Origin of the sequence: Nocardiopsis ganjiahuensis DSM 45031, from assembly GCF_000341085.1 — a bacterium.
Classification (GTDB): domain Bacteria; phylum Actinomycetota; class Actinomycetes; order Streptosporangiales; family Streptosporangiaceae; genus Nocardiopsis; species Nocardiopsis ganjiahuensis.
The window spans coordinates 193,168-215,230 of sequence record NZ_ANBA01000009.1 but is presented as its reverse complement, the minus strand read 5'-3'; the positions used below and the strand labels follow the sequence as shown (position 1 = coordinate 215,230).

16 protein-coding genes are annotated in these 22,063 nt (G+C 72.3%); 8 read left to right on the top strand and 8 right to left on the bottom strand.

Annotated elements, in window-relative coordinates; all coding sequences use genetic code 11:
* Positions 1–106 precede the first annotated feature (106 nt).
* Together D458_RS0112150 and D458_RS37150 are read left to right on the top strand one after the other, a co-directional pair.
* On the top strand, positions 107–3,568 hold the full coding sequence (locus D458_RS0112150; RefSeq protein ID WP_017587023.1) for a HEAT repeat domain-containing protein: 3,462 nt from the start codon (positions 107–109) through the stop codon (positions 3,566–3,568).
* Between the two features lie 131 nt (positions 3,569–3,699).
* Complete coding sequence (locus D458_RS37150; RefSeq protein ID WP_017587022.1) at positions 3,700–7,266, top strand: hypothetical protein; 3,567 nt, start codon at positions 3,700–3,702, stop codon at positions 7,264–7,266.
* Positions 7,267–7,329: 63 nt separating this feature from the next.
* On the opposite strand, the gene D458_RS35470 is transcribed toward D458_RS37150, so the two are convergent.
* Positions 7,330–7,542 carry a hypothetical protein gene (locus tag D458_RS35470; RefSeq protein ID WP_083936292.1) on the bottom strand — a complete coding sequence of 71 codons (213 nt, stop codon included), beginning with the start codon at positions 7,540–7,542 and terminating at the stop codon, positions 7,330–7,332.
* Positions 7,543–8,082: 540 nt separating this feature from the next.
* Here D458_RS35470 and D458_RS0112135 point away from each other — a divergent pair.
* Entirely contained in the window at positions 8,083–8,292 is a 210-nt protein-coding gene (locus D458_RS0112135; protein ID WP_017587020.1) for a dodecin, read from the top strand.
* Positions 8,293–8,371: 79 nt separating this feature from the next.
* Here D458_RS0112135 and D458_RS0112130 read toward each other — a convergent pair whose 3' ends face one another.
* The 3 genes from D458_RS0112130 to D458_RS0112120 form a co-directional block, all read right to left on the bottom strand.
* Positions 8,372–9,166: a hypothetical protein gene (locus D458_RS0112130; protein WP_017587019.1), complete on the bottom strand. Its 795-nt coding sequence runs from the start codon at positions 9,164–9,166 to the stop codon at positions 8,372–8,374.
* A 181-nt stretch (positions 9,167–9,347) separates the two neighbouring features.
* On the bottom strand, positions 9,348–10,070 hold the full coding sequence (locus tag D458_RS0112125) for a hypothetical protein (protein WP_026119227.1): 723 nt from the start codon (positions 10,068–10,070) through the stop codon (positions 9,348–9,350).
* Positions 10,071–10,193: 123 nt separating this feature from the next.
* Entirely contained in the window at positions 10,194–11,762 is a 1,569-nt protein-coding gene (locus tag D458_RS0112120; RefSeq protein WP_017587017.1) for an LCP family protein, read from the bottom strand.
* 498 nt (positions 11,763–12,260) lie between these two features.
* Here D458_RS0112120 and D458_RS0112115 point away from each other — a divergent pair, with 498 nt between their 5' ends.
* The 3 genes from D458_RS0112115 to D458_RS0112105 all read left to right on the top strand — a co-directional run bounded on the left by D458_RS0112115 (position 12,261) and on the right by D458_RS0112105 (position 15,033).
* Entirely contained in the window at positions 12,261–13,169 is a 909-nt protein-coding gene (locus tag D458_RS0112115) for an Lrp/AsnC family transcriptional regulator (RefSeq protein ID WP_026119226.1), read from the top strand.
* A gap of 70 nt (positions 13,170–13,239) precedes the next feature.
* Positions 13,240–14,115: a dihydropteroate synthase gene (gene folP, locus D458_RS0112110; protein WP_193374612.1), complete on the top strand. Its 876-nt coding sequence runs from the start codon at positions 13,240–13,242 to the stop codon at positions 14,113–14,115.
* Between the two features lie 174 nt (positions 14,116–14,289).
* On the top strand, positions 14,290–15,033 hold the full coding sequence (locus tag D458_RS0112105; protein WP_017587014.1) for an RraA family protein: 744 nt from the start codon (positions 14,290–14,292) through the stop codon (positions 15,031–15,033).
* A gap of 47 nt (positions 15,034–15,080) precedes the next feature.
* On the opposite strand, the gene D458_RS0112100 is transcribed toward D458_RS0112105, so the two are convergent.
* The gene (locus D458_RS0112100; protein WP_017587013.1) at positions 15,081–15,782 is read right to left on the bottom strand and encodes a FadR/GntR family transcriptional regulator; all 702 of its coding nucleotides are present in this window, start codon (positions 15,780–15,782) and stop codon (positions 15,081–15,083) included.
* 168 nt (positions 15,783–15,950) lie between these two features.
* On the opposite strand from D458_RS0112100, the gene D458_RS0112095 reads away from it, so the two are divergent.
* Positions 15,951–17,219 carry a CynX/NimT family MFS transporter gene (locus tag D458_RS0112095; RefSeq protein ID WP_017587012.1) on the top strand — a complete coding sequence of 423 codons (1,269 nt, stop codon included), beginning with the start codon at positions 15,951–15,953 and terminating at the stop codon, positions 17,217–17,219.
* A 34-nt stretch (positions 17,220–17,253) separates the two neighbouring features.
* Here the strand turns inward: D458_RS0112095 and D458_RS0112090 are convergent, their stop codons facing one another.
* The 3 genes from D458_RS0112090 to aceA form a co-directional block, all read right to left on the bottom strand.
* A complete protein-coding gene (locus tag D458_RS0112090) occupies positions 17,254–18,093 on the bottom strand; it encodes a CPBP family intramembrane glutamic endopeptidase (protein ID WP_017587011.1) in 840 nt (279 codons plus the stop codon).
* 151 nt (positions 18,094–18,244) lie between these two features.
* On the bottom strand, positions 18,245–18,451 hold the full coding sequence (locus tag D458_RS0112085) for a hypothetical protein (RefSeq protein ID WP_017587010.1): 207 nt from the start codon (positions 18,449–18,451) through the stop codon (positions 18,245–18,247).
* Positions 18,452–18,946: 495 nt separating this feature from the next.
* A complete protein-coding gene (gene aceA / locus D458_RS0112080; RefSeq protein WP_017587009.1) occupies positions 18,947–20,245 on the bottom strand; it encodes an isocitrate lyase in 1,299 nt (432 codons plus the stop codon).
* A 217-nt stretch (positions 20,246–20,462) separates the two neighbouring features.
* Between aceA and D458_RS0112075 the strand changes: the two genes are divergently transcribed.
* Positions 20,463–21,917, top strand: coding sequence for a helix-turn-helix domain-containing protein (locus D458_RS0112075; RefSeq protein ID WP_040702371.1), 1,455 nt, complete (start codon positions 20,463–20,465; stop codon positions 21,915–21,917).
* Positions 21,918–22,063: the final 146 nt, after the last annotated feature.

Below are 22,063 nucleotides of genomic sequence, written 5' to 3'. Positions count from 1 at the left end.
CGCGCGGTCGGCGCCCACCTGAACCCGTTCCGCCTCGCTCCCGCGCGCACGTGAGGGCCCCAAAACCCCTTGCGGGCGCTCTCCCGCCCCAGCCAGGGTGAGCGGCATGCCCCAGAACACCCCCGAACCCGAAACCGGAGCGGCCCGCCGCCTCCTCGCCGAGATCGCGCCCCTCTCCGGCCCCGAGCGCATGCGGCACCTGGCCCGCTACGCCCGGACCCACCGGGACAGCCCTCTGCTGGCCGAGACCGCGGCCGGACTGGACGCCCTGGGCCGGTCCGCGTTCGGCGCGCACCTGGCGCTGGCCGCGCGCGACACCGGCCTCGTGACCGGTTACCTCACCGGTCCCGACCAGGACCTGCGCCGCTCCGTGCTGCGCCGCTCCCACGTGCTGCCCCTGCCGGACCGGGCCCTCGAGGAGCTCCTGGACGACGCGCCCCACCGGCTGCGCCGCGCCCTCTACGCCTTCCTGTGCCGCGGCCGCCGCGAGGCGCTCGCCGACCGGCTCCTGCCCGTCGTGCTCGAACGCCACGGCGAGGCCGAGGCCTCGATGCTGCTGCCCGCCTGTTCCACACCCGTCGTCGACGAGCACCTGGACGGCCTGGCCCACAGGATCCGGGCCTGGAGCCGTCTCGTGCGCCGCCACCCCGGACCGGTGCTGGTGCGCCTGGAACGCGAACTGGACAGCTCTCCCAGCCGCGCCCTCATCTGGGACGAGCCCTGGCGTGCGGCCGCCGAGGGGGTGTCCAAGCACGCCCCCGAACTCCTGCTGCCGTTCCTGCGCGGGCGCTCCGAACCCGAGAGCCCCTACCCGCCCTACGCCGAGGCCCGGAGGCTCCTGCACCTCCGCGGCGACGAGCTCCACTACCCGGGCCGCTACCCCGCCCTCACACACGGACGCCGCGACATCCGCGGTCTGCTCAAGGCCATGGACGACGCCGCTCCCCGAGCCCTCGCCGTGCTGCGGGCCATGCGCTACGCCGACCGCACCCCGCTCATCGACCGCTTCGTCGCCGAAGGCGGCGGGGAGAAGGCCGCCCTGCTGCCCTACCTGGGTCTGCTGCCGGCCGACCGCGCGGAGTCCGAGGCGCGCCGCGTCCTGGCCTACCTGGAGCGGTTCCGGGCCGCCAATCCCGACCACGCCGACCACCGGGACCTGGAGGCCGGAGCCCACCTGCCCTTCGCCGAGGCCGAACCCCGACTGACCAGGGCCGCCGGGGACCCTGACCCGGAGCGCCGCGAGCACGCCCTCTACTGGCTCGTCACGGCCGCCGGCCGCGACGGGGCCGACACCCTGGCCCGCGTGCTCGGCTCCACGCTGACCCGCTCCGCGGCCGACCGCTGCCACGTGCGGGTCTCCCTGCCCCTGGCCCTGGGCAACCTCTCCCCGCGCCTGCTCGTCCCCGGGACCGTGCCCGACCTGCACCGCCTGCTCGACGACAACATCGCCGCGCCCGACCTCGACGCCGCGACCGCCGCCGTCCTGCGCCACCTGGCACTCCACCTGCTGCACCACCCCGAGGCACAGGAACGCGAGGACCTCGCCGACTGGGCGCTCACCGCCCTCACCCGCCTCGTCGAGCGCTTCGGCGGGCAGGTGCTCGAGCGCTACTGGGTCAGCGTGTACACGCAGTGGCACCGGCGGCCCGCACTCGAACAGAACCGGACCCTGGCCGCGGCGCTCGACCGCGACCGCGCCCGCGCGCTGTACGTCCGGCTCGCCCCGTTCCTGGACCGCGGACGCGCCCGGGGCTCCCACCAGTCCACCGTCTCCCTGGCCGGCGCCCTGGGTCGGCACCTGTACGCCGTGCCCGACCTCCTCGACCGCGCGCTGCGCGAGGTGGTCCTCGCGGACCCGGCCACCTCCAACGCGCACGAGGCGGCCCGGCTGTACCTGCGCGGATCCCGTCCCGACGAACGGGCCGAGGAGCTGTTCCGCGCCGCACCGGCCACCGCCCTGATCACCCCGGTCTGGGAACGCCTGGCCCGCAGGCGGCCCGCCGTGGTTCCCGAGGTACTGGCGGCGGTCGCGCCCCTGGGCGCGGCCGGGGGCCGGCTGCCCCGCCGGTTCGTCCCGTTCCACCGGGGCCTGACCGGGACCTGGCTGGCGGCCGAACACGACAGCGCGGCCGGCTACCTGTGGGACGCGGCCGCCGACCGCGCCAACGGGAATCCCGTGCGCGCCGAGGCGCTGCGGGGCATGAGCGTTCTGTCCGGCGGCCTGGACCTCCTGCTGCCCTGGCTCCACGAAGACGACGCCTGGCTGCGTGAGACCGCGCTGGTCCAGCTCTCCGACACCGACCACCCCGAACGCGCGCTCGGTGTGCTGCTGGAGCACGCCGCCGAGGGCACCTCCTCCCGGGCGGTCGTTGCGGTGCTCGGCTCCTGCGCCCGACGCGTGGCCCCCTCCGTGCTGCTGACGGCTCTGGGCGGGGTCCTGACCGCGCGGGGCAAGGTCACCGTGCACAGGGCCGCCGCCCGGATCCTGGGCCAGGTGCGCCCGCCCGGCGCGGTGGAGCTCCTCCTCGACCTGCTCGACCGGGACGACCAGCACCGCGACCTGCGCGCCGCCGTGCTGGAGGCGCTCATGGCCGCCTGTGACCACCCGGCGGTCCTGCGCGCCCTGGAAGAACGCCGGACCTCCTTCGCCGCCCCCGCGGCCAGGGCCGCCCTGCTGGCCCACCCCCCGCTGGACGTGCGCCCTGACCTGCGCGCCCGGGTGGCCCGGTTCATGCTGTCCCTGCCCGAGAGCGGGGACCCCGCCGTCGACGGGAACCTGGACGTGTGCCGCCGGATCGCGGACTGGGCGCGGTGGGACGGGGAACTGGCCGAAGGCCTCGTCGCGGACCTGCGCGACCTCACCCTGTCCGACGACCGTGTGCTGCACACCTTCGAAGGGCTGCTCCGGGAGCAGCGTTACCGGGACCGGCTCCCCGAGGTGGTGGCCGAGCTGGCGGACCTGTGCCCCGCCGCGGGCCAGGACGTCCCCCTGCGCCGGCCGGAGGAGGACCGCGCGCCCTCCCTGCCGCGGAGGGCGGTGCGTCTCGCGCGGATGCTCGTCCACCAGCTCAGGTTCCGGGACGACGTGGAGGAGCCCGTGCCCGGCCTGGACCGGGCCGTGGAACGGCTGGCCGCGCACCCGGGTCTGCGTGAGGAGGCGCTGGACCTGCGCCGAGCCGACCTGCCCGTCCTCACCCGGAACCGGGACCGGGCCCTGTGCGCGGACAGGTTCGGTGCCCGGGTCTCGGCCTGGGCCGCACTGGCCGCCCGCTACCCCGAGGAGAGGGCGGCCGCACCTGGGACGGTGGTCTCGACCGTCGTCCAGGGCAGGGTCTCCTTCGGGGCGGGCCCCCTCCACCTCTCGGTGCTGCTGCGACACCTCACGGATCTGGCCCTGCGCGACGCCACCCCGGTCGGCCGCCTGGTCGGGCTGGTCGCCGTCGGTCTGGCCGAGCAGGAGGGAGAGCGCCGGGGCTGGACCGGACCCTGGGCGGGGCTGGTCGCGGATCTGGGGCAGTCGCCCCACGAGGAGGTCCGTATCGCCGCCTGGCGCGCCGCGTCCCTGTAGCCGTTCCGCCCGGCGGACCCGCCGGGCGGGCCGGGGCGGACCCCGCTGACCTGCGGGGCTTGCCCCGGCCCTGGGGAGTGGGCCATCATGTCCGCCATGACGATCAGGAAGGGCGGATCCCGCCCGGGCCGTTGAGCCCCACCGCGCCGACGTTCAGGTCGGCCGCCGAACTCCTCGTTTCCCTTCAGGGCCTGAGCCACCCCGCGCGCACGCACGCGCTGACCGCCTACGCCCGCCCGTCGCCCGCCACCACCCTCAACGGACGCACTGACGCGCGCAGTCCCTCTTGCCCGTCGCCCGCCACCACCCTCAGCGGACACGCTGACGCGCGCAGTCCCTCCCACACCGCGCTACCACACCTGGCCGTGATCCTGCGCGGCCTGGCCGACGCCGGCCACCACCGCGACGCCCTGCACGTGGCGATCGTGGCCCGTGACCACGGCACCATCGCCGGATACCTCTCCGGACCCGACCCCGAACTTCGCGGGGCCGCCCTGCGCGCCGTACGCACCCTGCCCCTCCCGGACACGATCGTCACCCCGCTGCTGGACGACGCTCCGGCCGCACTGCGCCGGGCCCTGTACCGAACGCTCTTCCAGGGGCGCCGTTCCGCGCTCGCCGACACCCTGCTCCCGCGGGTCCGCCGGGAGTACGGCGACAGCGAGGCCGCCGCCCTGCTGCCCGCCTGCACATCCGACACCGTCGCACGCCACCTGCCCGCCCTGGACCACGCGTTCCGGTCCTGGCGCCGCCTGGCCCGCCGCCACCCCGACCTCCTGGCCGACCACCTGGCCGAGCGCGTCACCGACCGGTTCACCCGCTCCCCCTGGCGCCGCGCACTGGAGGCGCTCGACCCGCTCCGCCCGGCCCGGGTGGCGGAGATCATCGGTACCGAAGGGCTCAGGGGATACCCGCACGCCCGCAGGGCGGCCGATCCCGACAGTTTCCGCTCCGCCCATCCGGACCTGCCCGCGGGCCGCCGCCTGGACCGGGAACTGCGCCGTGCGATGCGGATCCGCCCCGGGACCGCCCGGTGCGTGCTGCGCTCGATGCCACGGGAGGAGGCCGCCGCCTTCCTGGAGCGGACCGTCGAGCAATGGAACAGCTCCCGCAGCCCCGAGGCCCTGCTGCCCTACCTGGAGCTGCTGCCCCGCGACCGGTCCGCCGAACTGGCCCGTGAGGCCCTGGCCGAGCTCGCGGTCTTCCAGCGCACCAGCGGCCGGTTCGGGGACCCCGACCTGGACCTCGACGCCATCGCCCACCTGCCCTACACCGAGGCGGCCGGGCCGCTCGCCGAGGCCGCTTCCAGCGGTGATCCCGAACGCCGGGCTCGGGGCCTGGCCCGGCTGCTGGCGGTGACCGTCCGCACCGGTGACCCGGAACTGCTGGCCACGGTCCTCACCGAGCGGGTCCAGCGCCACCGGGCCGACCGCGATCCGGTCCGCCGGGCCCTCCTGGCCGCCCTGGCCGCTCTCGACCCCAACCTGCTCGTGCCCTCCCTCCCGCTCCTGCAGCGGCTGACGGAGGACACCGTCCAGGCCCGCGACACCTCCGCGGCCACCCGCGAAGCCCTGCGGCACCTGGCCGCCCGCTTCCTGCGCCACCCGGACACCCGTGTCCACGAACCCTCGGTGCGCTGGGGCGTCGAGGTCTACCGGAGGCTGGTCGAACGGTTCGGCGCCGACGGACTGGGAGACCCGGACCGGGCCCGGCACAACGCGCCCTGGTGGGCGCACCGGCGGCGGGCCAGGCTGCCCTGGTGGGCGGGCGACGAGCACGGCCGGCACCGCCACGGCCCCGAACCCCGCCTGTACCAGGTCCTGCCGCCCGGCGCGGAGGACGTCCTCTTCGGCGGCCTGAGCGGTTTCCTGGCCGGGGCGCGGCGCCGGGGCGTCCACGAGCCCGCGGTCGCGCTGGCCGCCGAACTCGGCCGCCGCGGCCGCCACCTCAGCGCGCTCGACAGCCACCTGCGGGCCGCCGTGCGGGCCGATCCCGACTCCGACACCGCCGCCCGCGCCGCCGCCCTCCACCTGGCCGGTCCCGACCGGGAACGGCGGGCGCTGAGCCTGTTCGAGGAGGATCCGGGCACCGCCCGCGTCCCCCGGGTCTGGGAGCTCCTGACCCGCCGCCACCCGTCGTCGGTGGCGCTGCGCGCCCTGGAGGCCGGGGCAGGGGAGAACGCCCCGGTGTGGGTGCCCCGCGTCAGCCCGGCCCTGGTCCGGGGCTGGCCGGCCGAATCGCGTGACCGCCTCCGCGCGCACCTGCTCTCCCTCGTCGGGCGGTCCTCACTGACGGCCGACGACCGCGAGGCCGCCCTGCGGTCCCTGAGCGCGCTGCCCGGCGCCCACGTCCACCTCGCCGCCCACCTGGACGACGGGGAGATCGTCCTGCGGGAGGCGGCCGTGTCGGCGCTCGGCCGCTGCGACCGCCCCGAACTGGCGCTGGAGCTGATCATCGCGCACTCCGGCGGGCCCCAGTCACGGGCCGCCGGAGCGGCACTGTCCCGCTGCGCCGAGCGGGCCCGCCCCTCCGAGCTCGGTCCGCTCCTGGCCCGCGTACTGGAAGGGGCGGGCAAGGTCACCGTCCGCCGGACCGCGGCCCGCCTCCTGGCCCGGCACCGCCCGCCCGGCGCGGTCGCCGCCCTCGCGCGGATCCTGCGCCGTGCGGACGAGCACCGCGACGTCCTCGCGGCGGTGGCGGGTGCGCTCCTGTGCAGCACGGACGACCCCGTGGCCAGACAGGCACTGGCCGAACGGGTCCCGGACTTCGCCGAGGAGGAGATCCAGTTCGCCCTGCTGGGCGTCGATCCCGAACAGCTGCCGCCCGCCGTGCGCGGGGAGGCGGCCGACATCGTCGCGACCCTGCCGGTGCCCCGCCGGTCCCACTGGCGGATGGACGGCTGGTGGGCCCGCTGGTCCGTGTGGGGTTCGGAGACGGTCGACGACGTCGTCGACGCGGTCTGCGATCTCGATCAGTCCGGTGACCGCGCTCTGGCCACCTTCCGGCAGGTCATCGCGCGCGGGCAGGGCCGTGACCGCATCGCCGAGCTCCTCGAGCGCCTCCTGGTCCGGCTGCCCGGACCCGGGCGGGATCTCCCGGTTCGGGACCGGAGGCCGGGGACGGAGGACAGCGGCCACCGCCGGGCGAAGAACGCCCTCCACCGGATGAGGGAGGTGGTCCTCCTGGTCGAGGCCCTGCCGGACACGTCCACCGGGCGCGAGCTCGCCCGGGAACAGACGGACCGCGCCCTGGCCCTGCTCGCCGCCCGCCCCGAACTCCTGGACAGCGCGCTCAGTCTCCTGGGCGCCGACCTGGACCGGACGGTCAGCGCGACCGAGGCCGATCCCGGGGCCGAGGTACTGGTGGACCGCCTGCTTCTGGCCGCCCGGCTGCTCGCCGCACGGCCCCACAGCGGGGTGGGACGGCCGTCCGAGATCGTCGGCCCGCTGTGGTCGGTCTACGGGAGTTCGAGTGTCGAGACGGAGACCGCGGCGGAGGTGGCCCGCCGCCTGTTCGCGGAGGCCGAGGCCGACCCCGGCCCGGTCGGCCTCCACACGGGGAGGCTCGGGCTGGCCCTGGTCGAGAACGCGCTCCGGGGCAGCAACTGGGCGCATCCCTGGCCGGGTCTCCTCGCCGAGGCCGGACGGAGCCGCCACGAGGAGATCAGGCTGTCCGCCTGGAGCACCGCCATGGAGTGAGGGGAGCGGTGACCGGTGCCTGCGCGCCCGGGCCCGCTCCCGACCGGCCCCGGAGGCCGTCCGCTAGCCCTTGAACTCGGCCATGGGGACGGTCTCGCGGAGGAAGCCGCGCAGGCCCAGGAAGTTGGCGAGGTACTCGCGGTGCTCGTCGCAGGCCACCCAGACCTTCCGCCGGTCGGGGGTGTGCAGCTTGGGGTTGTTCCACACGAGTGCCCAGTCGGCGGCGGCCTTGCAGCCCTTCCGCGAGCAGTGCGTGTCCGGTGCGGTATTACCCAATGCAGATCCCCAGGAGACAAAGCGGATTCGGTGGTCAAGCCCCGGCCACGATCGGGTATTCACACCGACCGGGGGAGGACAAAAGGCGACGCCGGGTGGTTACGGGGGCAAACCACCCGGCGTCGCACGCGATGTTTCGACGGGGGCTCGAAACATCGTCCCGCGCTTCGACGGGGGACCGAAGCGCTAGACCTAATGTACACCGCCGCCCCCCGGGGTACGTCAAGAGTCAGTTACGACGTTGTCTCGGGAGAGTCCCGCCGGGGGAGGGTCCTAAGTCCCAGGTCAGGACTAATCTGACACTTCGGCTTCTCTTCTGTCCCTGCATTCACTGTCGGGACACCCGCATCCACGGTCAAGCGCGTCTCAACCGGGACCAAAGTCCTCAGAAAGAATCGGCAAAGTGCACCGATCGGTTCTCCGGAAAGGTTCATGGGGGAAATCCCGGGACCCGTGTGACTCACGGAGATTGCGGGGAGGCAGGGGAAGGGGGTCGGGTTCGCGCGGCCTCCGCCACCGACTACGCAGGGGGTCCCACCCATGACCGACCACACCTACCGCGTGACGGAGATCGTCGGCACCTCGACGGAGGGTGTCGACCAGGCCATCCGCAACGGCATCCAACGGGCCTCGGCCACGCTGCGCGGGCTCGACTGGTTCGAGGTCACCCAGGTCCGCGGGCACATCGAGGACGGGAACGTCGCCCACTTCCAGGTGGGGCTCAAGGTCGGCTTCCGACTGGACGACTGACCACCGGACGCACCGGCACCGCGACGGGCCCGGACCGCTGTCGGTCCGGGCCCGTCGCGTCAGGAGGGGCGCCCCGGTCTCAGGCGTCGTCGCCGGGGTCCGGTCCGCGCAGTACGTCCACGTGCACGTGGTCCAGGTGGCGCAGGATCTCGTTGTCGGGGTCGGCCTCGTAGTGGCGCCAGCCCATCGACGGGTAGCGGGTGCTCCAGATCTTGTCGTCGAAGATGATCACGTCGATCTGGTAGTCGGGGGCGTGCGCGATCAGCCAGTGCGCCATCAGCCACCCCTCGCGGCGGTTGTCCTCGTCGACCGGCCGGTAGAAGATGTCGAGCGCGCGGCCCTCGTAGTGCGCCGAACCCTCGCCGTGGCCGGTGTCGTAGCCGCCGGGCACGTACCCGCCGATGCTGGTGTCGGCGAAGTGCTCCTCGATGCCCGCCTTCATGGCCTCGGTACGCGGGGTCATGCCCGAGGGCAGCTCCTCCTCGAACTCGACCTCCTCGCCCGAGTAGCGGCAGCTCATGGACGGCCCCGCGTCGTCCTCGGGGCCGTGGACGAGGGCGTCCATGACCTCGTCGGGGATGTCGTCGACGTCGGGTTGTTCGATCGGGGCGTCATCGCCCTGGGCGATCACGGCGGCCGCGGTACTGGCCCGTCTGGCCTGCTCGCGGTCGAGCTTGACCTGCTCGTCCCCGGTCCACACCGCGCACTCCGGCCCCCATGGTGTGGAGACGGGGAAGATCCGCTCCTGGTTCTCCGCCACCCAACGGGCACCCAGTACGCCGACCACGGCCAGGACGGCCAGGATCGCCACGGACAGGATGAGCCCGTGCCATCGGCGGTGCACCCCGGCGGGCCCGGTGGATCTGTGTGTCATGGACTCTGCCCCTCCACGCCGGGGACGGGCGGCCGCGCCGCCGTGGACGTCCCGGACGCCAGTGTCTGTAGGCCCCCTCGCGGGAGGCTCCGTCTATTGGACACAACGGACTTAACTCTCATTCCCGACTGTGGTCGGGATCAAGCCGGCTCGTGACCGCCGAAACGGTCGGCGGATCCGCTCACAGCACCGACCAGAGGACGAAGACACCGCCCAGGACCAGCGTCAGAGCCCAGATCCGGTCCATCGTCACGCCCTTCCAGCGCAGCGCGTGCACTCCGAGGAAGTCGTAGGCGATCAACGCCGCGACCCCGGCGGCCGCGAGCATCGCCAGGGTGTGCACTCCGGTGGCGGCCAACCCGAGCAGGGTGGCGTCCCACAGGCTCCACACCGCTCCGGCCGCTTCCGAGGCCTCCGTCCCCGAGGCCTCCACGGACTCCGCCGCCACGCCCTGGCCCGCCTGCCCCCCGTGCCCCTCGTGGCCGTCGTCGACGTGCGTGTGCTGGAGCCGGCCGGCCAGGACCGGCATCAGCATCAGTCCGGCGCCGTGCGCCGAGGACATCAGGAAGGACCAGGCCGTCAGCTGCCACAGGGGCAGGCGCACCTCGCGCCAGTGGAAGTGCCGCCGCGACAGCAGCATCACCAGTCCCACGAGGACGATCACGCCGCCGCCGAGCACGGGGAAGAGGACCGAGGCGGTGGCCGAACCCGTGACGGTGATCGCCACCGCCGCCACCGCGACGCTCACCGCGTGCCCCGCGGCGATCGCGGGCAGCGCCCGCAGGACCTGGCGGCGGCCGCCCTCCTGCAGGCCCCTGCTGACGGCGAGCAACCACCCCATGCCGGGGTGTAGCCCATGGAAGGCGCCCAAGGCGACGAGACTCCAGAGCTGAGCTGTGGTCACCGCGCCAGCGTCACACGCCCGATCGGGGGCGGCAACGGTCCGCGGGCAGCTGACCGACACCGGTCACCCGGGGGCTCCGGGGTTTCCCGGAACCCCCAGGGGGTGTCGCCGCCGAGAGGGCGGTTACGGGCAGATGGTGCCGAGGTCGGTGGCCTCGGAGCCGACCTGGCGGCCCGGGTCGGCGGGGGAGGGCTCGTCCAGACCGGTGTAGCGCTGCCACTCGGTCCGCTCGTCCTCCTCCATCTCCTCCCACTCCTCCGGGGTCAGGTCCTCGTTCACCTCGGAGTCGTCGCCGGACGGCGAAGAGGACGGGGAGGCGGACGGGTCGTCGGGGCGGGCGCCGTCCTCGTCGCCCTGCTCGGCGCCGGCGCTGATCGCCTCCGCCACCAGTTCCTTGATCTCGGCCCAGTCCGGGTTGCCGGTGGACACCTGCGGCGGGGACAGCTGGAGCGCGCTCATGTCACCGTGGTCGGTGAGCTGGTCGGCCAGTTCGATGAAGGCGGGCACCTTCGACTGCGGGATGTCGGTGGTCAGCGTCCGCTTGGTGGCCCCGGCCAGCTGCCGGTAGCTGGTCAGGACGGTGGTCGGGTCGACCTGCTCCGCGACGTACTTGACCAGGCAGCCCTGGCGGCCCATCCGACCGTAGTCGTCGGAGCCGACCCGGGAGCGGCCGTACCAGAGCGCCTCGTGGCCGTCCAGGCGCTGCAGGCCGGGCTCCAGCACCCCGCCGTGCACCCCGTACGGGATGGGCTCCTCGATGCGCACCTGCACGCCGCCGACGGCGTCGATCAGGTCCCGGAAGCCCCTCATGTCGACCATCGCGTAGTACTCGACGTCCAGGCCGAGGTTGTACCCGATCACCTTCTTGAGGGTGTCGGCCGCCGGATCGGCGGCGATCGGGTTGAGCGCCAGTTCGTCGGGCTCCTCGGCGACGGTCTGGTAGACGTCGTTGAGCAGCAGGTCGAAGCCGTACGGCTCCGGGTAGCGCTCGGCGAGCGTGCTGTCCTCGGGGAAGTGCACGTTCTCCAGGTTGCGCGGAAGCCCCACCAGCACCGCGTCGCCGGTCTCCGTGTCCAGGCTCGCCACCATCATGGAGTCGGTGCGCACCCCGTAGCGGTTGTCCGCCGAGTCCGCGCCGATCAGCAGGACGTTGACCCGCTCCGCGCCGTACCAGGGGTCGGCGGCGTCGTGCGGCGGCAGGTCGTCGCGCTCGGGGGCGTCGAAGACCGAGCCCAGCGTCTCGTAGGCCGTGTAGCCGCCGTGCAGCGCCCAGGCGGCCGGAACGCTCACGGTCAGGCACAGCAGCAGGACGACGAGGCCGCCCAGGAGCCGCTGGCCGAACTTCGCGCCCTCGGGCCGGGTGATCGTCCACGAGTGCACGATGACGGTCAGCCACAGCACCGCGGTCACGAAGACGGCACCCATCACCCCGAGCAGCCACCGGTCCTGCACGGCCATCCCGGCCAGCGCGGTCATCGCGCCCGCGTCGTGCGCGCCGAGCCGGACCGACCACAGGACCAGGGCGGCGATGCCCGCCAGGTAGGCACCGAGGATCACGATCCCGGCGGTCCGACGCCTCATGCGCAGGTGGGCCACACCGGGAAGGGGAAGCGACGCGGCGGTCCACAGCAGCGCCCCTCCCGTGCTCGGGCGCGTGGGCGCCTTCTCCCGCCGCTCGTCCTCCGCTGCCACCAGCGATTCCTCTCAAGCCGCGGGGCGAACACGGCCGCCCCGTCCTGTACTCCTGTTGTCCTCGCCACGGTCGCCGGGTGGCGGTCACATCCTGTTGTCTTACCTTTCCCAGGTACACGCGCGGGAACAGTTTTTCGGTTCCCCCGGCTCCGGGGCCCGGGCAGCCCTCGCGGCCGGCGGGGCGTGGAACCGCCCCTGGCGGTGCGCCGCGGGTGCCCCGGGGGGTGTCACGCGGGCCCGTGAGATCAGTGTGGCGCTTTGTCGGGGTTGTATGCACGGCGGTCACCTCTTAAGAGGTGTTCTATACAAGTCTGTTATGTGGTCGAGAGGGTGCTGATGGGGCATTGGGCAGCGCCGTCGGGCTGGTCAAAGGGGTGAATCAACCGATTTCTTTCTCGATCCGTGGTGAAAGCGGGGCCACAACTGCGATGATCTGGCCGGAGGAGGGGGCGTCGTCCGCAGGGTTGGGCGGCGTCATGGGAACGAAAGGCAACCATCGTGCTCGATGCGGTTGACGCCGCGCTCATGCGGGCGTTGCAGGGGGACGGCAGAGCGACGTTCCAGGCCCTGGCCGACGGGGTGGGTCTGTCCCGGACTGCGGTGCGCGCCAGAGTGCGCCAGCTCGTGCAGTCGGGGGCGATCAGAATCGTCGGAGTGTTGCATGCCGGTGTGGTGGGCATGGAGGTCCTCGGCCACGTGTCGTTCCGGGTCAGCGGACCGGTCGGTCCGTTGCTCGAAGCGCTGGAGGAACGCGAGGCCGTGACCTTCGCCGCGCAGTCGGCCGGGAGGTTCCCGGCCGTCGCGCAGGTCCGGGTGGCCGACGACGCCGCTCTCACCAAGGAGCTGGCCGACCTGCGTTCGTTGCCCGGTGTGGAGGGCGCGGAGGTCTTCCGTGCCAACGCCGTGTACAAGGACGCCCACAGCAGCGTGCGGGAACTGCGCGACATCGAGTTGGACGCCCTCGACTGGCGTCTGGTTCGCAAGCTGCTCAAGGACGGGCGCGCCTCGTACGCCGACCTGGCCCGCCAGGTGGGGCTCTCGCAGGCGGCGGCCCGGTCCCGGGTGGTGCGTCTGCTCAACTCGGGTGTGGTCCACGTGACCGCGCTCGTGGAGCCGTCGGCGGTGGGCGCCAACGAGCAGCTCGGTTTCGGCCTGCGCTGCCGGGGCGACGCCGACGCGCTGGGCACCGCCATGGCCAACTTGGGGAGGATCTCGTTCCTGGCCAGCGGTTTCGGCCGGTACGACGTGATCGGCACCCTGACTGCTCCGGACCGCTGCCAGCTGGTGGAGGCCCTGGAGCGGATCCGGGGCACGGCGGGCGTGGTCCACGTGGAGACCTGGGACCACCTCCAGGTACGCAAGGAGCGCCGGGGCGGTGAGCGCACCGGCGGCTGGGTTCCCGCCTGACCCGCGGCCCGACGCGGCAGTGGGAGGGGCGGGTGATCACCTGCCCCTCCCGTGCCCCAGGATGGGAGGCATGGTGAGGGACGGTTCGGCTGTGCCGGCGGAGACAGGACCACAGGGGCCCGGGGTGCTCCGGCTGCGCGGACAGGAGTTCGCGGGCCGCCGCTACGCGGTGATGGGGGTGATCAACCGGACCCCCGACTCCTTCTACGACCGGGGCGCGACCTACGCCCTGGAGGCCGCGCTGGCCTCCGCGGACCACGCGGTGGCCGCCGGGGTCGACATCATCGACGTGGGCGGGGTGAAGGCCGGGTACGGTGCCCACGTGGACGAGGCGGAGGAGATCCGCCGCACGGTGCCGTTCGTGCGCGAGCTGCGCACCCGCCACCCCGGGGTGGTGATCTCCGTGGACACCTGGCGGGCCGAGGTGGGGCGCGCCTGTGCCGAGGCCGGGGCGGACATGATCAACGACACCTGGGCCGGCGCCGATTCGGATCTGGCCCGCGTGGCCGCCGAGTTCGGCACCGGTCTGGTGTGCAGCCACAGCGGAGGGTTGGCCCCGCGCACCGATCCGCACCGGGTCCGCTACGACGACGTGGTCGCCGACGTGGTGTCCGGGGTGCGCGCCCTGGCCGAACGCGCGGTGTCGGTGGGCGTGCGCCCGGACGGGGTGATGATCGACCCCACGCACGACTTCGGCAAGAACACCTACCACTCACTCGAACTCACGCGGCGCCTCGGCGAGCTGTCGGCCACCGGCTGGCCGGTGCTGGTCGCGGTCTCCAACAAGGACTTCGTGGGGGAGACCCTGCGGGCCGGGGTCGCCGAGCGCGGAGACGGGACGCTGGCGGCCCTGGCGGTGTCCGCCCGTGAGGGCGCCCGGGTCTTCCGGGTGCACGACGTCGCCGCCGCCCGGGCCGCGCTGGACGCGGTCGCCGCGGTCGGCTGAGCCGGTTTCGCGGGTCTGTGTAACCCGCGGTAGCACTTTTTACGTGTTTCGGTCTCATATGCCTTGCGTCACGCTTAAGTTACCCGTGAGTATGGAGGTGGTCGGTCCGAATCGACCGCACCGGGCGCGGGTGTAATGGAGGCTGACGTGGCGCTTGCGAAGACGTTGACGGCTGTGGGAACGGTGGCACTGGCCCGCTGCGGGGGACGCCCGTTCGGGACCGACCTCTTCTCCGTCTGGCCGGGGGCCGCGTTCGCCGCGACCGCCTTCCCGGTCCGCTGCTCGCCGGGGGACAACCTCGCGCTGCACGTCGCGATCGCCCAGGCGCCACCCGGCTCCGCTCTGGTGGTGGACGTCTCCGGTGAGCCCGAGTACGGCTACGTGGACGAGATTCTCGCCGTGGCCGCGCGGACCCGGGGCGTGGCCGGGATCGTCCTGGGCGGCTGCGTGCGCGACATCGCCGCGATCGCCCGCTGTGAGCTCCCGGTCTTCGGCGCCGGGGTGGCGGTGCGCGAGGCCGCACACGAGGCGGGCGGCTCCGTCGGCCGGCAGATCAGCATGGACGCGACCGGCCCCGCACCGCTGTCCGTGCGCCGGGGCGACTGGATCGTGGCCGACGACGACGGTGTGGTCTGCCTGCCCCGCGGGCAGGTGAGCGCGATCGTGGCCGAGACCATGGACAGCATCTCCCGCGAGCAGCGCATCATCGACGCGGTCTGCGCGGGGGAGAGCACCCTCGACCTGCTGGGCCTGGACCCGTCCAGGGTGACCGGCTGGGAGGGCGCCGCGGACCCCGGCGCGCGGCGGGGCCGACCGCGTTCGCTGAGCGCCCTGCGCGACAGCCGTGCGGCGGAGGGCCACTCCCGTCCGCGGTTGGGCCCGCGCTCGGCGGTGGGCGACGCCCACAGCGGCGAGTGAACGGCCGGGGCGCCCCGCGGGAGAGGGGTGCGGGGCGCCCCGGGCTCTCAGTCCTCGGTGAGGGAGAGCAGTTCGTCGATGTAACAGGTGGCCTCACGGGCGGCGCGGGTCGCGTCCGCGTCCCGGATGGCCTCGGTCAGCCCGCTGTGGTCGATCCCGTCGGTGGCCGACGAGGGCTGCTCGGAGGCCTCGGCACTCTGCTCGTACGCCGTGTGCGCGATGCTGGCGTAGACGACCTGGGCGATGTCGTCGTACAGGTCGATCAGCAGGGTGTTGTGGGTGGCGTTGACCACGGAGCGGTGGAACGTGAAGTCGGCCTCCACGAACGCGCCCATGTCCTTGGTCCGCCAGGCCTCCTCGCGCAGGGCCATGGCGCGGTCGATGTCGGCCATGTCCTCCTCGCTGTGGCGTAGCGCGGCCAGACGCGCGGCCTCGACCTCCAGGGCGCGACGGACCTCCAGGTTCTCCCTCAGACGGGAGCGTTCCAGGCGGCGGCGCAGCGCCCCGCCGAGTTCGCTGGAGGCGCGGACGAAGGTGCCAGCGCCCTGACGGATCTCCAGCAGGCCCGCGTGGGCCAGTGCTCGTACTGCCTCACGGACGGTGTTACGGCCGACCTCGAGCTGTTCGGACAGCTCCGACTCGGTGGGGATGCGATCTCCAACGCCCCATTCGCCCGAGTCGATCTGGGCTCGTAACTGACTGATGACCTGGTCGACGAGACCGGTCCGGCGTGTCGAGGCGAGGGGCACGCTATTACCTCCTAGGGGCGGATCGCCGGATGACAGGGCCAGCGTTCAGGTGCGGATCGGTTAAGGCCGGAGCTTAGACCAGTTGCGCACCGGAATAGGCCCTGAACGGTAATGCGTTATCCTCATGAAGTACATAGGGTCATCCTACGAATTTGTGAGCCACGTCCTATGAGCGTCACCCCCACACGGGAGAACCCCACGCAGAAACCCTCTCTGACCGGTCCGGACCGTGCTCCGGCGACCTCGCGTGCGGCCCTTCTGCTGATCGCCGTCGCCATCGCCCTGGCGGCGCTCAACCTGCGCACCGCGATCACCAGTGTGGGCCCGCTTCTCGGCGAGGTCACCCAGGGACTGGGCATGACCGCGGTGGGGGCCGGGCTGCTGACGACGCTGCCCGTCCTGTGCTTCGCGCTCTTCGGGGGGCTCACACCCCTGCTGAGCCGCCGACTGGGCTCACACCACCTGCTCGTCTACGCGCTGACCGCGGTCACCGTCGGCCTCGTCGCCCGGGCCATGGCCCCCGAACCCTGGCTGTTCCTTGCCCTGAGCGTCGTGGCACTCTCCGGTGGCGCGATCGGTAATGTCATCCTCCCGGCCCTCGTGAAACAGCACTTCCCCCACCGCGTGGGCCTGATGACGACCGTCTACACCACCGGCCTGGCCGTGGGGACCGCGATCGCGGCGGCCGCCACGGTACCGCTGGAGCAGGCCACCGGCGAGTGGCGGATCGCCCTGGGCTCCTACGCCCTCTTCGGCCTGGTCGCGGCTCTGCCCTGGTTGCTCGCCCTGCGCCACGAGCCCGCCTCCGGGGACCCCCGCGCGGCGCTCGGCGTCCGCCAGGTGCTGGGCACGGGCATCGGATGGCAGGGCGTCCTGTACTTCGGGACCCAGTCCTCCATCGCCTACATCATGTTCGGCTGGTTCGCGCAGATGCTCCGCGACCAGGGCCTGGACGCCCAGTCCGCCGGAGTGATGCTGGCCTACCTCACCGCCCTGGGCATCCCGATGTCGCTGATCCTGCCCTCGCTCATCGTGCGCGTGCGCGACCAGCGCCCCTTCGTCCTGCTCTTCGTCGCCGCCTACCTGGTGGGCTTCACCGGGCTGTGGGTCTCGCCGCTCGACGGCACCTGGGTGTGGACCACCTTCGTCGGGATCGGCCTGGGCAGCTTCGTCCTGGCGCTGACCGTCTTCGCCGTGCGCACCCGCACGGCCGAGGGCACCGCGGCCATGTCCGCCTCCAGCCAGAGCCTGGGCTACCTGCTGGGCGGGGCCGGGCCCTTCCTGTTCGGGCTCCTGCACGAGCTCAGCGACGGCTGGCACGCCCCGATGGCCATGGTGATGGGCCTGGTCGTCCTCAACCTCGTCGTGGGGCTCCTGCTCGGCCGTCCCCGCTATCTGGAGGACGCCATCGCCGCGAAGGCGGCGAGCAGCGCCTGACCGGGGCCGCCCGCGCGGCCCCCGACGGGCGGCCTCAGACCGGAAGCCAGTCGATCCGGCCGATGAGGTACACGGCGCCGACGAACGCCACGACGTCGATCACCGTGTGCGCCACCACCAGCGGCATCACCCGGCCGTAGCGCAGGTAGAACCAGCCGAACACCAGCCCCATGACCAGGTTGCCGAAGAACATCCCCACCCCCTGGTAGAGGTGGTAGAAGGCGCGCAGCACCGAGCTGGCCAGCACCGCCTTCCACGGCGACCACCCCGCCTGCCCCAGGCGGTGCAGCAGGTAGCCGACCACGATCACCTCCTCCAGGACGCCGTTCTTCAGCGCCTGGAGCACCAGGATCGTGGAGTCCCACCAGTTGCCGTCCAGCGTGCTCGGCACGATGGTGCGGGTCAGTCCCAGCTGCCAGGAGACCACGTACACGACCAGGCCGCCCGCACCGATCAGCGCGGCCAGGGCGGCCCCGCTCCAGGTGTCGAAACCGGGCCTGCGCAGGTCGAAGCCGATCGTGCGCGCGGACTCCCCGCTCCGGTGCAGCAGGTACACCACCAGCGCGACCGGGGCGAACGCGAAGGCCACCGCGTACAGCTGGAAGGACAGGTCGAGCCAGGGGCGGTCCTCGGCGCGGGACCGGATGAGGCTGGCGGTCTGGTCGGCCATCGACTCGGGCGCGGTGAGCACGCCGAGGAAGGAGATGGTCGCCGACACCGCGGCGGCGCCCAGGGAGAGCGCGAGCACGCACAACACCTCCCAGCGCAGCACGGAGCGGCTGGGGAGGAGGTTCGGGACTGCGGTCGCCGCGTGCGTGCCCTCGGCGGGGGAGGGTTCCGATCCGCGCGGGTTCCGGTGGGTTCTGTCGGTCACCCGTCGAATCTACGCGCTGTCGACCGGGTGCGCTGTCGACCGGGGCCGGTGCGGTCCGCGGCGGTGGGGCGGACGGCGGTGGCGGGCGGACGGCCGCCGGGGCGGCGGCGCGTGTCCGCCGCCCCGGGTTCGTGGCCGCCCGGTGCGCGGTTCAGCCGTCGCCCTCTTCCTCCATGCCGTCGTCGACGCCCTCCTCCATGCCCGGGTCCTCAACACCCGGGTCCTCGACGCCCGGGTCGCCGGTGCCCGTGTCCTCACAGGCGGCGACGCCGAACACGGCGACCGCGGCGATCGCGCCTCCGGCCAGGACGCGACGGGTGGTGGAGAGCGCTTCCTTGCTGATGTCCTCGAACTTCACAGTGACTCCATGTGATCGGGGATGTGTGCCGTGGGTCGGCCCGACGGTACGCCTGCGGGCCGTCTCGCGGTGCCGGCCCGGGAAAGGTCGGCGCGAGCCGGGCGTTATTCTTCTGTGACCCATGCATGGAACACCATAAGGGTGTTTTGCCGAAGTGAACAGGGGGTCCTGTGCGCGCGTCCGGCCGAATCCGGCCAGTGGCCCCGGAAGAGTCACTGTGATCTGGGAAGATGTGAATGGGCGGGCGCCGGGAAGACTTTTGTCAACGGCTTGTTCATGGATTGTTCAGTCGTTTGGGCAAACCATTGAACCGCGCCTTGGCGCCTGTATTAATCCATGTATTGCGACGCGAATGGAAAAGCACATGGAGAAGCCGCCGGCCATGCGCGTGTGACACGGACCGCGCATGGCCGACGGCTAGGGGGAGAGGTCGCCCCGCCCCGCCCCAGCCACGAAAGCGGGGAGGGACGACCTCTGTGGGAACGAAGACCAGGGTCAGTGAGCCGCTGAGAACTGGTCTTCTTCGGTGGAGCCGGTGAGGGCGGTGGTGCTGCCCTCGGGGGAGATGGTCGTGCTGATCGCGTCGAAGTAGCCGGTGCCGACCTCGCGCTGGTGGCGGGTGGCGGTGTAGCCGTCGGCCTCGGACGCGAACTCGGCCTCCTGGAGCTCGACGTAGGACGTCATGCCGTTCTGGGCGTAGCCCTTGGCCAGGTTGAACATCGAGTGGTTGAGGGAGTGGAAGCCGGCCAGGGTGATGAACTGGAACTTGTAGCCCATGTGGCCCAGCTCGCGCTGGAACTTCGCGATGGTCGCGTCGTCGAGGTGACGCTTCCAGTTGAAGGACGGCGAGCAGTTGTAGGCCAGCATCTGGTCGGGGTACTCGGCCTTGATGCGCTCGGCGAAGTCGCGGGCGACCTCGAGGTCCGGGGTCGCGGTCTCCATCCAGAGCAGGTCGGAGTGCGGGGCGTAGGCCAGACCGCGGGCGACGCAGGCCTCGACGCCGTTGCGGAAGCGGTAGAAGCCCTCCGCGGTGCGCTCACCGGTGGTGAAGGCCTGGTCGCGCTCGTCGATGTCGCTGGTGATCAGGGTCGCGGCCTGGGCGTCGGTCCGCGCGATGACCAGGGAGGGGACACCGGCGACGTCCGCGGCGAGGCGGGCGGCGTTCAGGGTCTTGACGTGCTGGCTGGTCGGGATGAGGACCTTGCCGCCCAGGTGGCCGCACTTCTTCTCGGAGGCGAGCTGGTCCTCCCAGTGGACACCCGCGGCGCCCGAGGCGATCATGCCCTTCATGAGCTCGTAGGCGTTCAGGACGCCACCGAAGCCGGCCTCGGCGTCGGCCACGATCGGGGCCAGCCACTCGGGGGCGCTGTCGTCACCCTCGGACCAGGTGATCTGGTCGGCGCGCATGAGCGCGTTGTTGATGCGGCGGACGACGGCCGGGACCGAGTTGGCCGGGTAGAGGCTCTGGTCCGGGTAGGTGCTGCCGGAGAGGTTGGCGTCGGCCGCGACCTGCCACCCGGAGAGGTAGATGGCCTTGAGGCCGGCGCGGACCTGCTGGACCGCCTGGTTGCCGGTCAGAGCGCCGAGGCTGTTGACGTAGTCCTCGGTGTGGAGCAGGTCCCACAGGCGCTCGGCGCCGCGGCGGGCCAGAGTGTGCTCCTCGGTGACCGAACCGCGCAGCTTGACGACGTCGTCGGCGGAGTAGGTGCGCTCGATACCGGCCCACCGGGGGTTGGTCTCCCAGTCGCGCTGGAGTGCGGCGCTGGCTTCCTGACGTCGAGCGCTGGTGCTCATGTTCGTTCCCGCCTTACGTGTAGTCCCCAAGGTGTTCTCGCCGGTCGAGGGAGGCCTTCCAGGGTCAGGGGGTGATCCCTGAGCGGTAAGTTCCCCGCCGGTAACTATGATTCTTGGGCAAGATCCAAGACTTTTCCACTCGAAATCGGGTGAAGATCGTCGTTTCTTTCCGTAAGATGAAGCCATGGCGTACTTTGGTGCTGAAGAAATACCGTCTTTGACAGGTGACCTGGATCTCGTCACCTTTGGTCAGCGGCTCCGTCATCTACGCAAGACGCGCGGGATGACCCTGTCTGACCTGGGCGAACGCGTGGGTCGGGCGCCCTCGCAGCTCTCCCTGCTGGAGAACGGAAAACGTGAACCCAAGCTCTCCCTCCTCACATCGCTTGCTTCCGCCCTCGGGGTGTCGATCGAGGAACTTCTGTCGAAACAGCCTCCGAGCCGTCGCGCGCAGCTGGAGATCTCCGTGGAGGAGGCTCAGCGGGACTCCCTGTACCAGGGCCTCAACCTCCCGCACCTGAAGGTGGGCAAGCGGGTCCCCAACGACGTTCTCGAGCACATCGTGGGGCTCTACGACGAACTCAAGCGGCGGCACGCCAAGCCGACCGCCACCCCGGAGGAGGCGCGCCGGGCCAACGCCGACCTGCGCCGTCAGATGCGCGAGCGCGGCAACTACTTCGAGAACATCGAGGGCGCGGCCGCCGAGACCCTGCGGGCGGTCAACTACACCGCCGGCCCCCTCTCCCAGGGGCAGATCCTCGCGATCGCCACCCACCACGGGTTCTCCCTGAAGTACGTGCAGGACCTTCCCCGCTCGGTGCGCTCCCTGACCGACCACGTCAACCGGCGCATCTACCTCAAGCGCGAGACCACGCTGGGCATGCACAGCCCGCGCACGATCCTGCTCCAGACCCTCGGCCACGTCATCCTGGGCCACAACCAGCCCCGCGACTTCGGCGACTTCCTCCGCCAGCGGGTGGAGGCCAACTACTTCGCGGCGGCCGTCCTCATCCCCGAGACCACCGCGGTGACCTACCTCCAGGAGGCCAAGAAGGCCCGCGACCTGTCCGTGGAGGACCTGCGCGACGTCTACTCCGTCTCCTACGAGATGGCCGCGCACCGGTTCACCAACCTGGCCCACCGCCACCTGGACCTGGTCTGCCACTTCATCCGCAACGACGAGACCGGCATCATCTACAAGGCTTACGAGAACGACGGGCTGGTCTTCCCCACGGACGACAGCGGCGCCATCGAGGGCCAGCGCATGTGCCGCCAGTGGTCGGGGCGCCAGGTCTTCCAGTCGCCGGACCGGTACTCGATCTACTACCAGTACACGGACAAGCCCAACGGCACCCACTGGTGCGTGGCCCACGTGGACCCCAGCCGGGAGCGCAACTACGCCATCACCCTGGGCGTGCCCTACAAGGAGTCCCGCTGGTTCCGGGGGCGCGAGACCACCAACCGCACCAAGTCCAACTGCCCCAACGGGGAGTGCTGCGTGCGCCCGCCCGCCGAGCTCGCCACCCGCTGGGAGGGCAACGTGTGGCCCTCGGCCCGCGCCCACTCCCACGTGCTGTCGGCCCTGCCCTCCGGTACCTTCCCCGGTGTGGACGAGCACGACGTGTACACGTTCCTGGACAAGCACAGCCAGGACCGGCACGGCCAGGACTGAGCCCGGTTCCGGTCAGGACCGCAGGACGCCCGAGGGGGCCGACGCAGCAGGCGTCGGCCCCCTTCGCCGTGTCCGGCCGGGGCGGGGCGGACCTCCAGGGAGCGATTGTGCCTGCCTGGCCCTGCTGTTACCGTTGGTAACACGTA

Bases quoted from the DNA above. Each gene is read 5' to 3' on its own strand.
- D458_RS0112150 (WP_017587023.1), top strand. From the start codon at position 107: ATGCCCCAGAACACCCCCGAACCCGAAACCGGAGCGGCCCGCCGCCTC.
- D458_RS0112135 (WP_017587020.1), top strand. From the start codon at position 8,083: ATGACCGACCACACCTACCGCGTGACGGAGATCGTCGGCACCTCGACG.
- D458_RS0112130 (WP_017587019.1), bottom strand. From the start codon at position 9,166: ATGACACACAGATCCACCGGGCCCGCCGGGGTGCACCGCCGATGGCAC.
- folP (WP_193374612.1), top strand. From the start codon at position 13,240: ATGGTGAGGGACGGTTCGGCTGTGCCGGCGGAGACAGGACCACAGGGG.
- D458_RS0112095 (WP_017587012.1), top strand. From the start codon at position 15,951: ATGAGCGTCACCCCCACACGGGAGAACCCCACGCAGAAACCCTCTCTG.
- aceA (WP_017587009.1), bottom strand. From the start codon at position 20,245: ATGAGCACCAGCGCTCGACGTCAGGAAGCCAGCGCCGCACTCCAGCGC.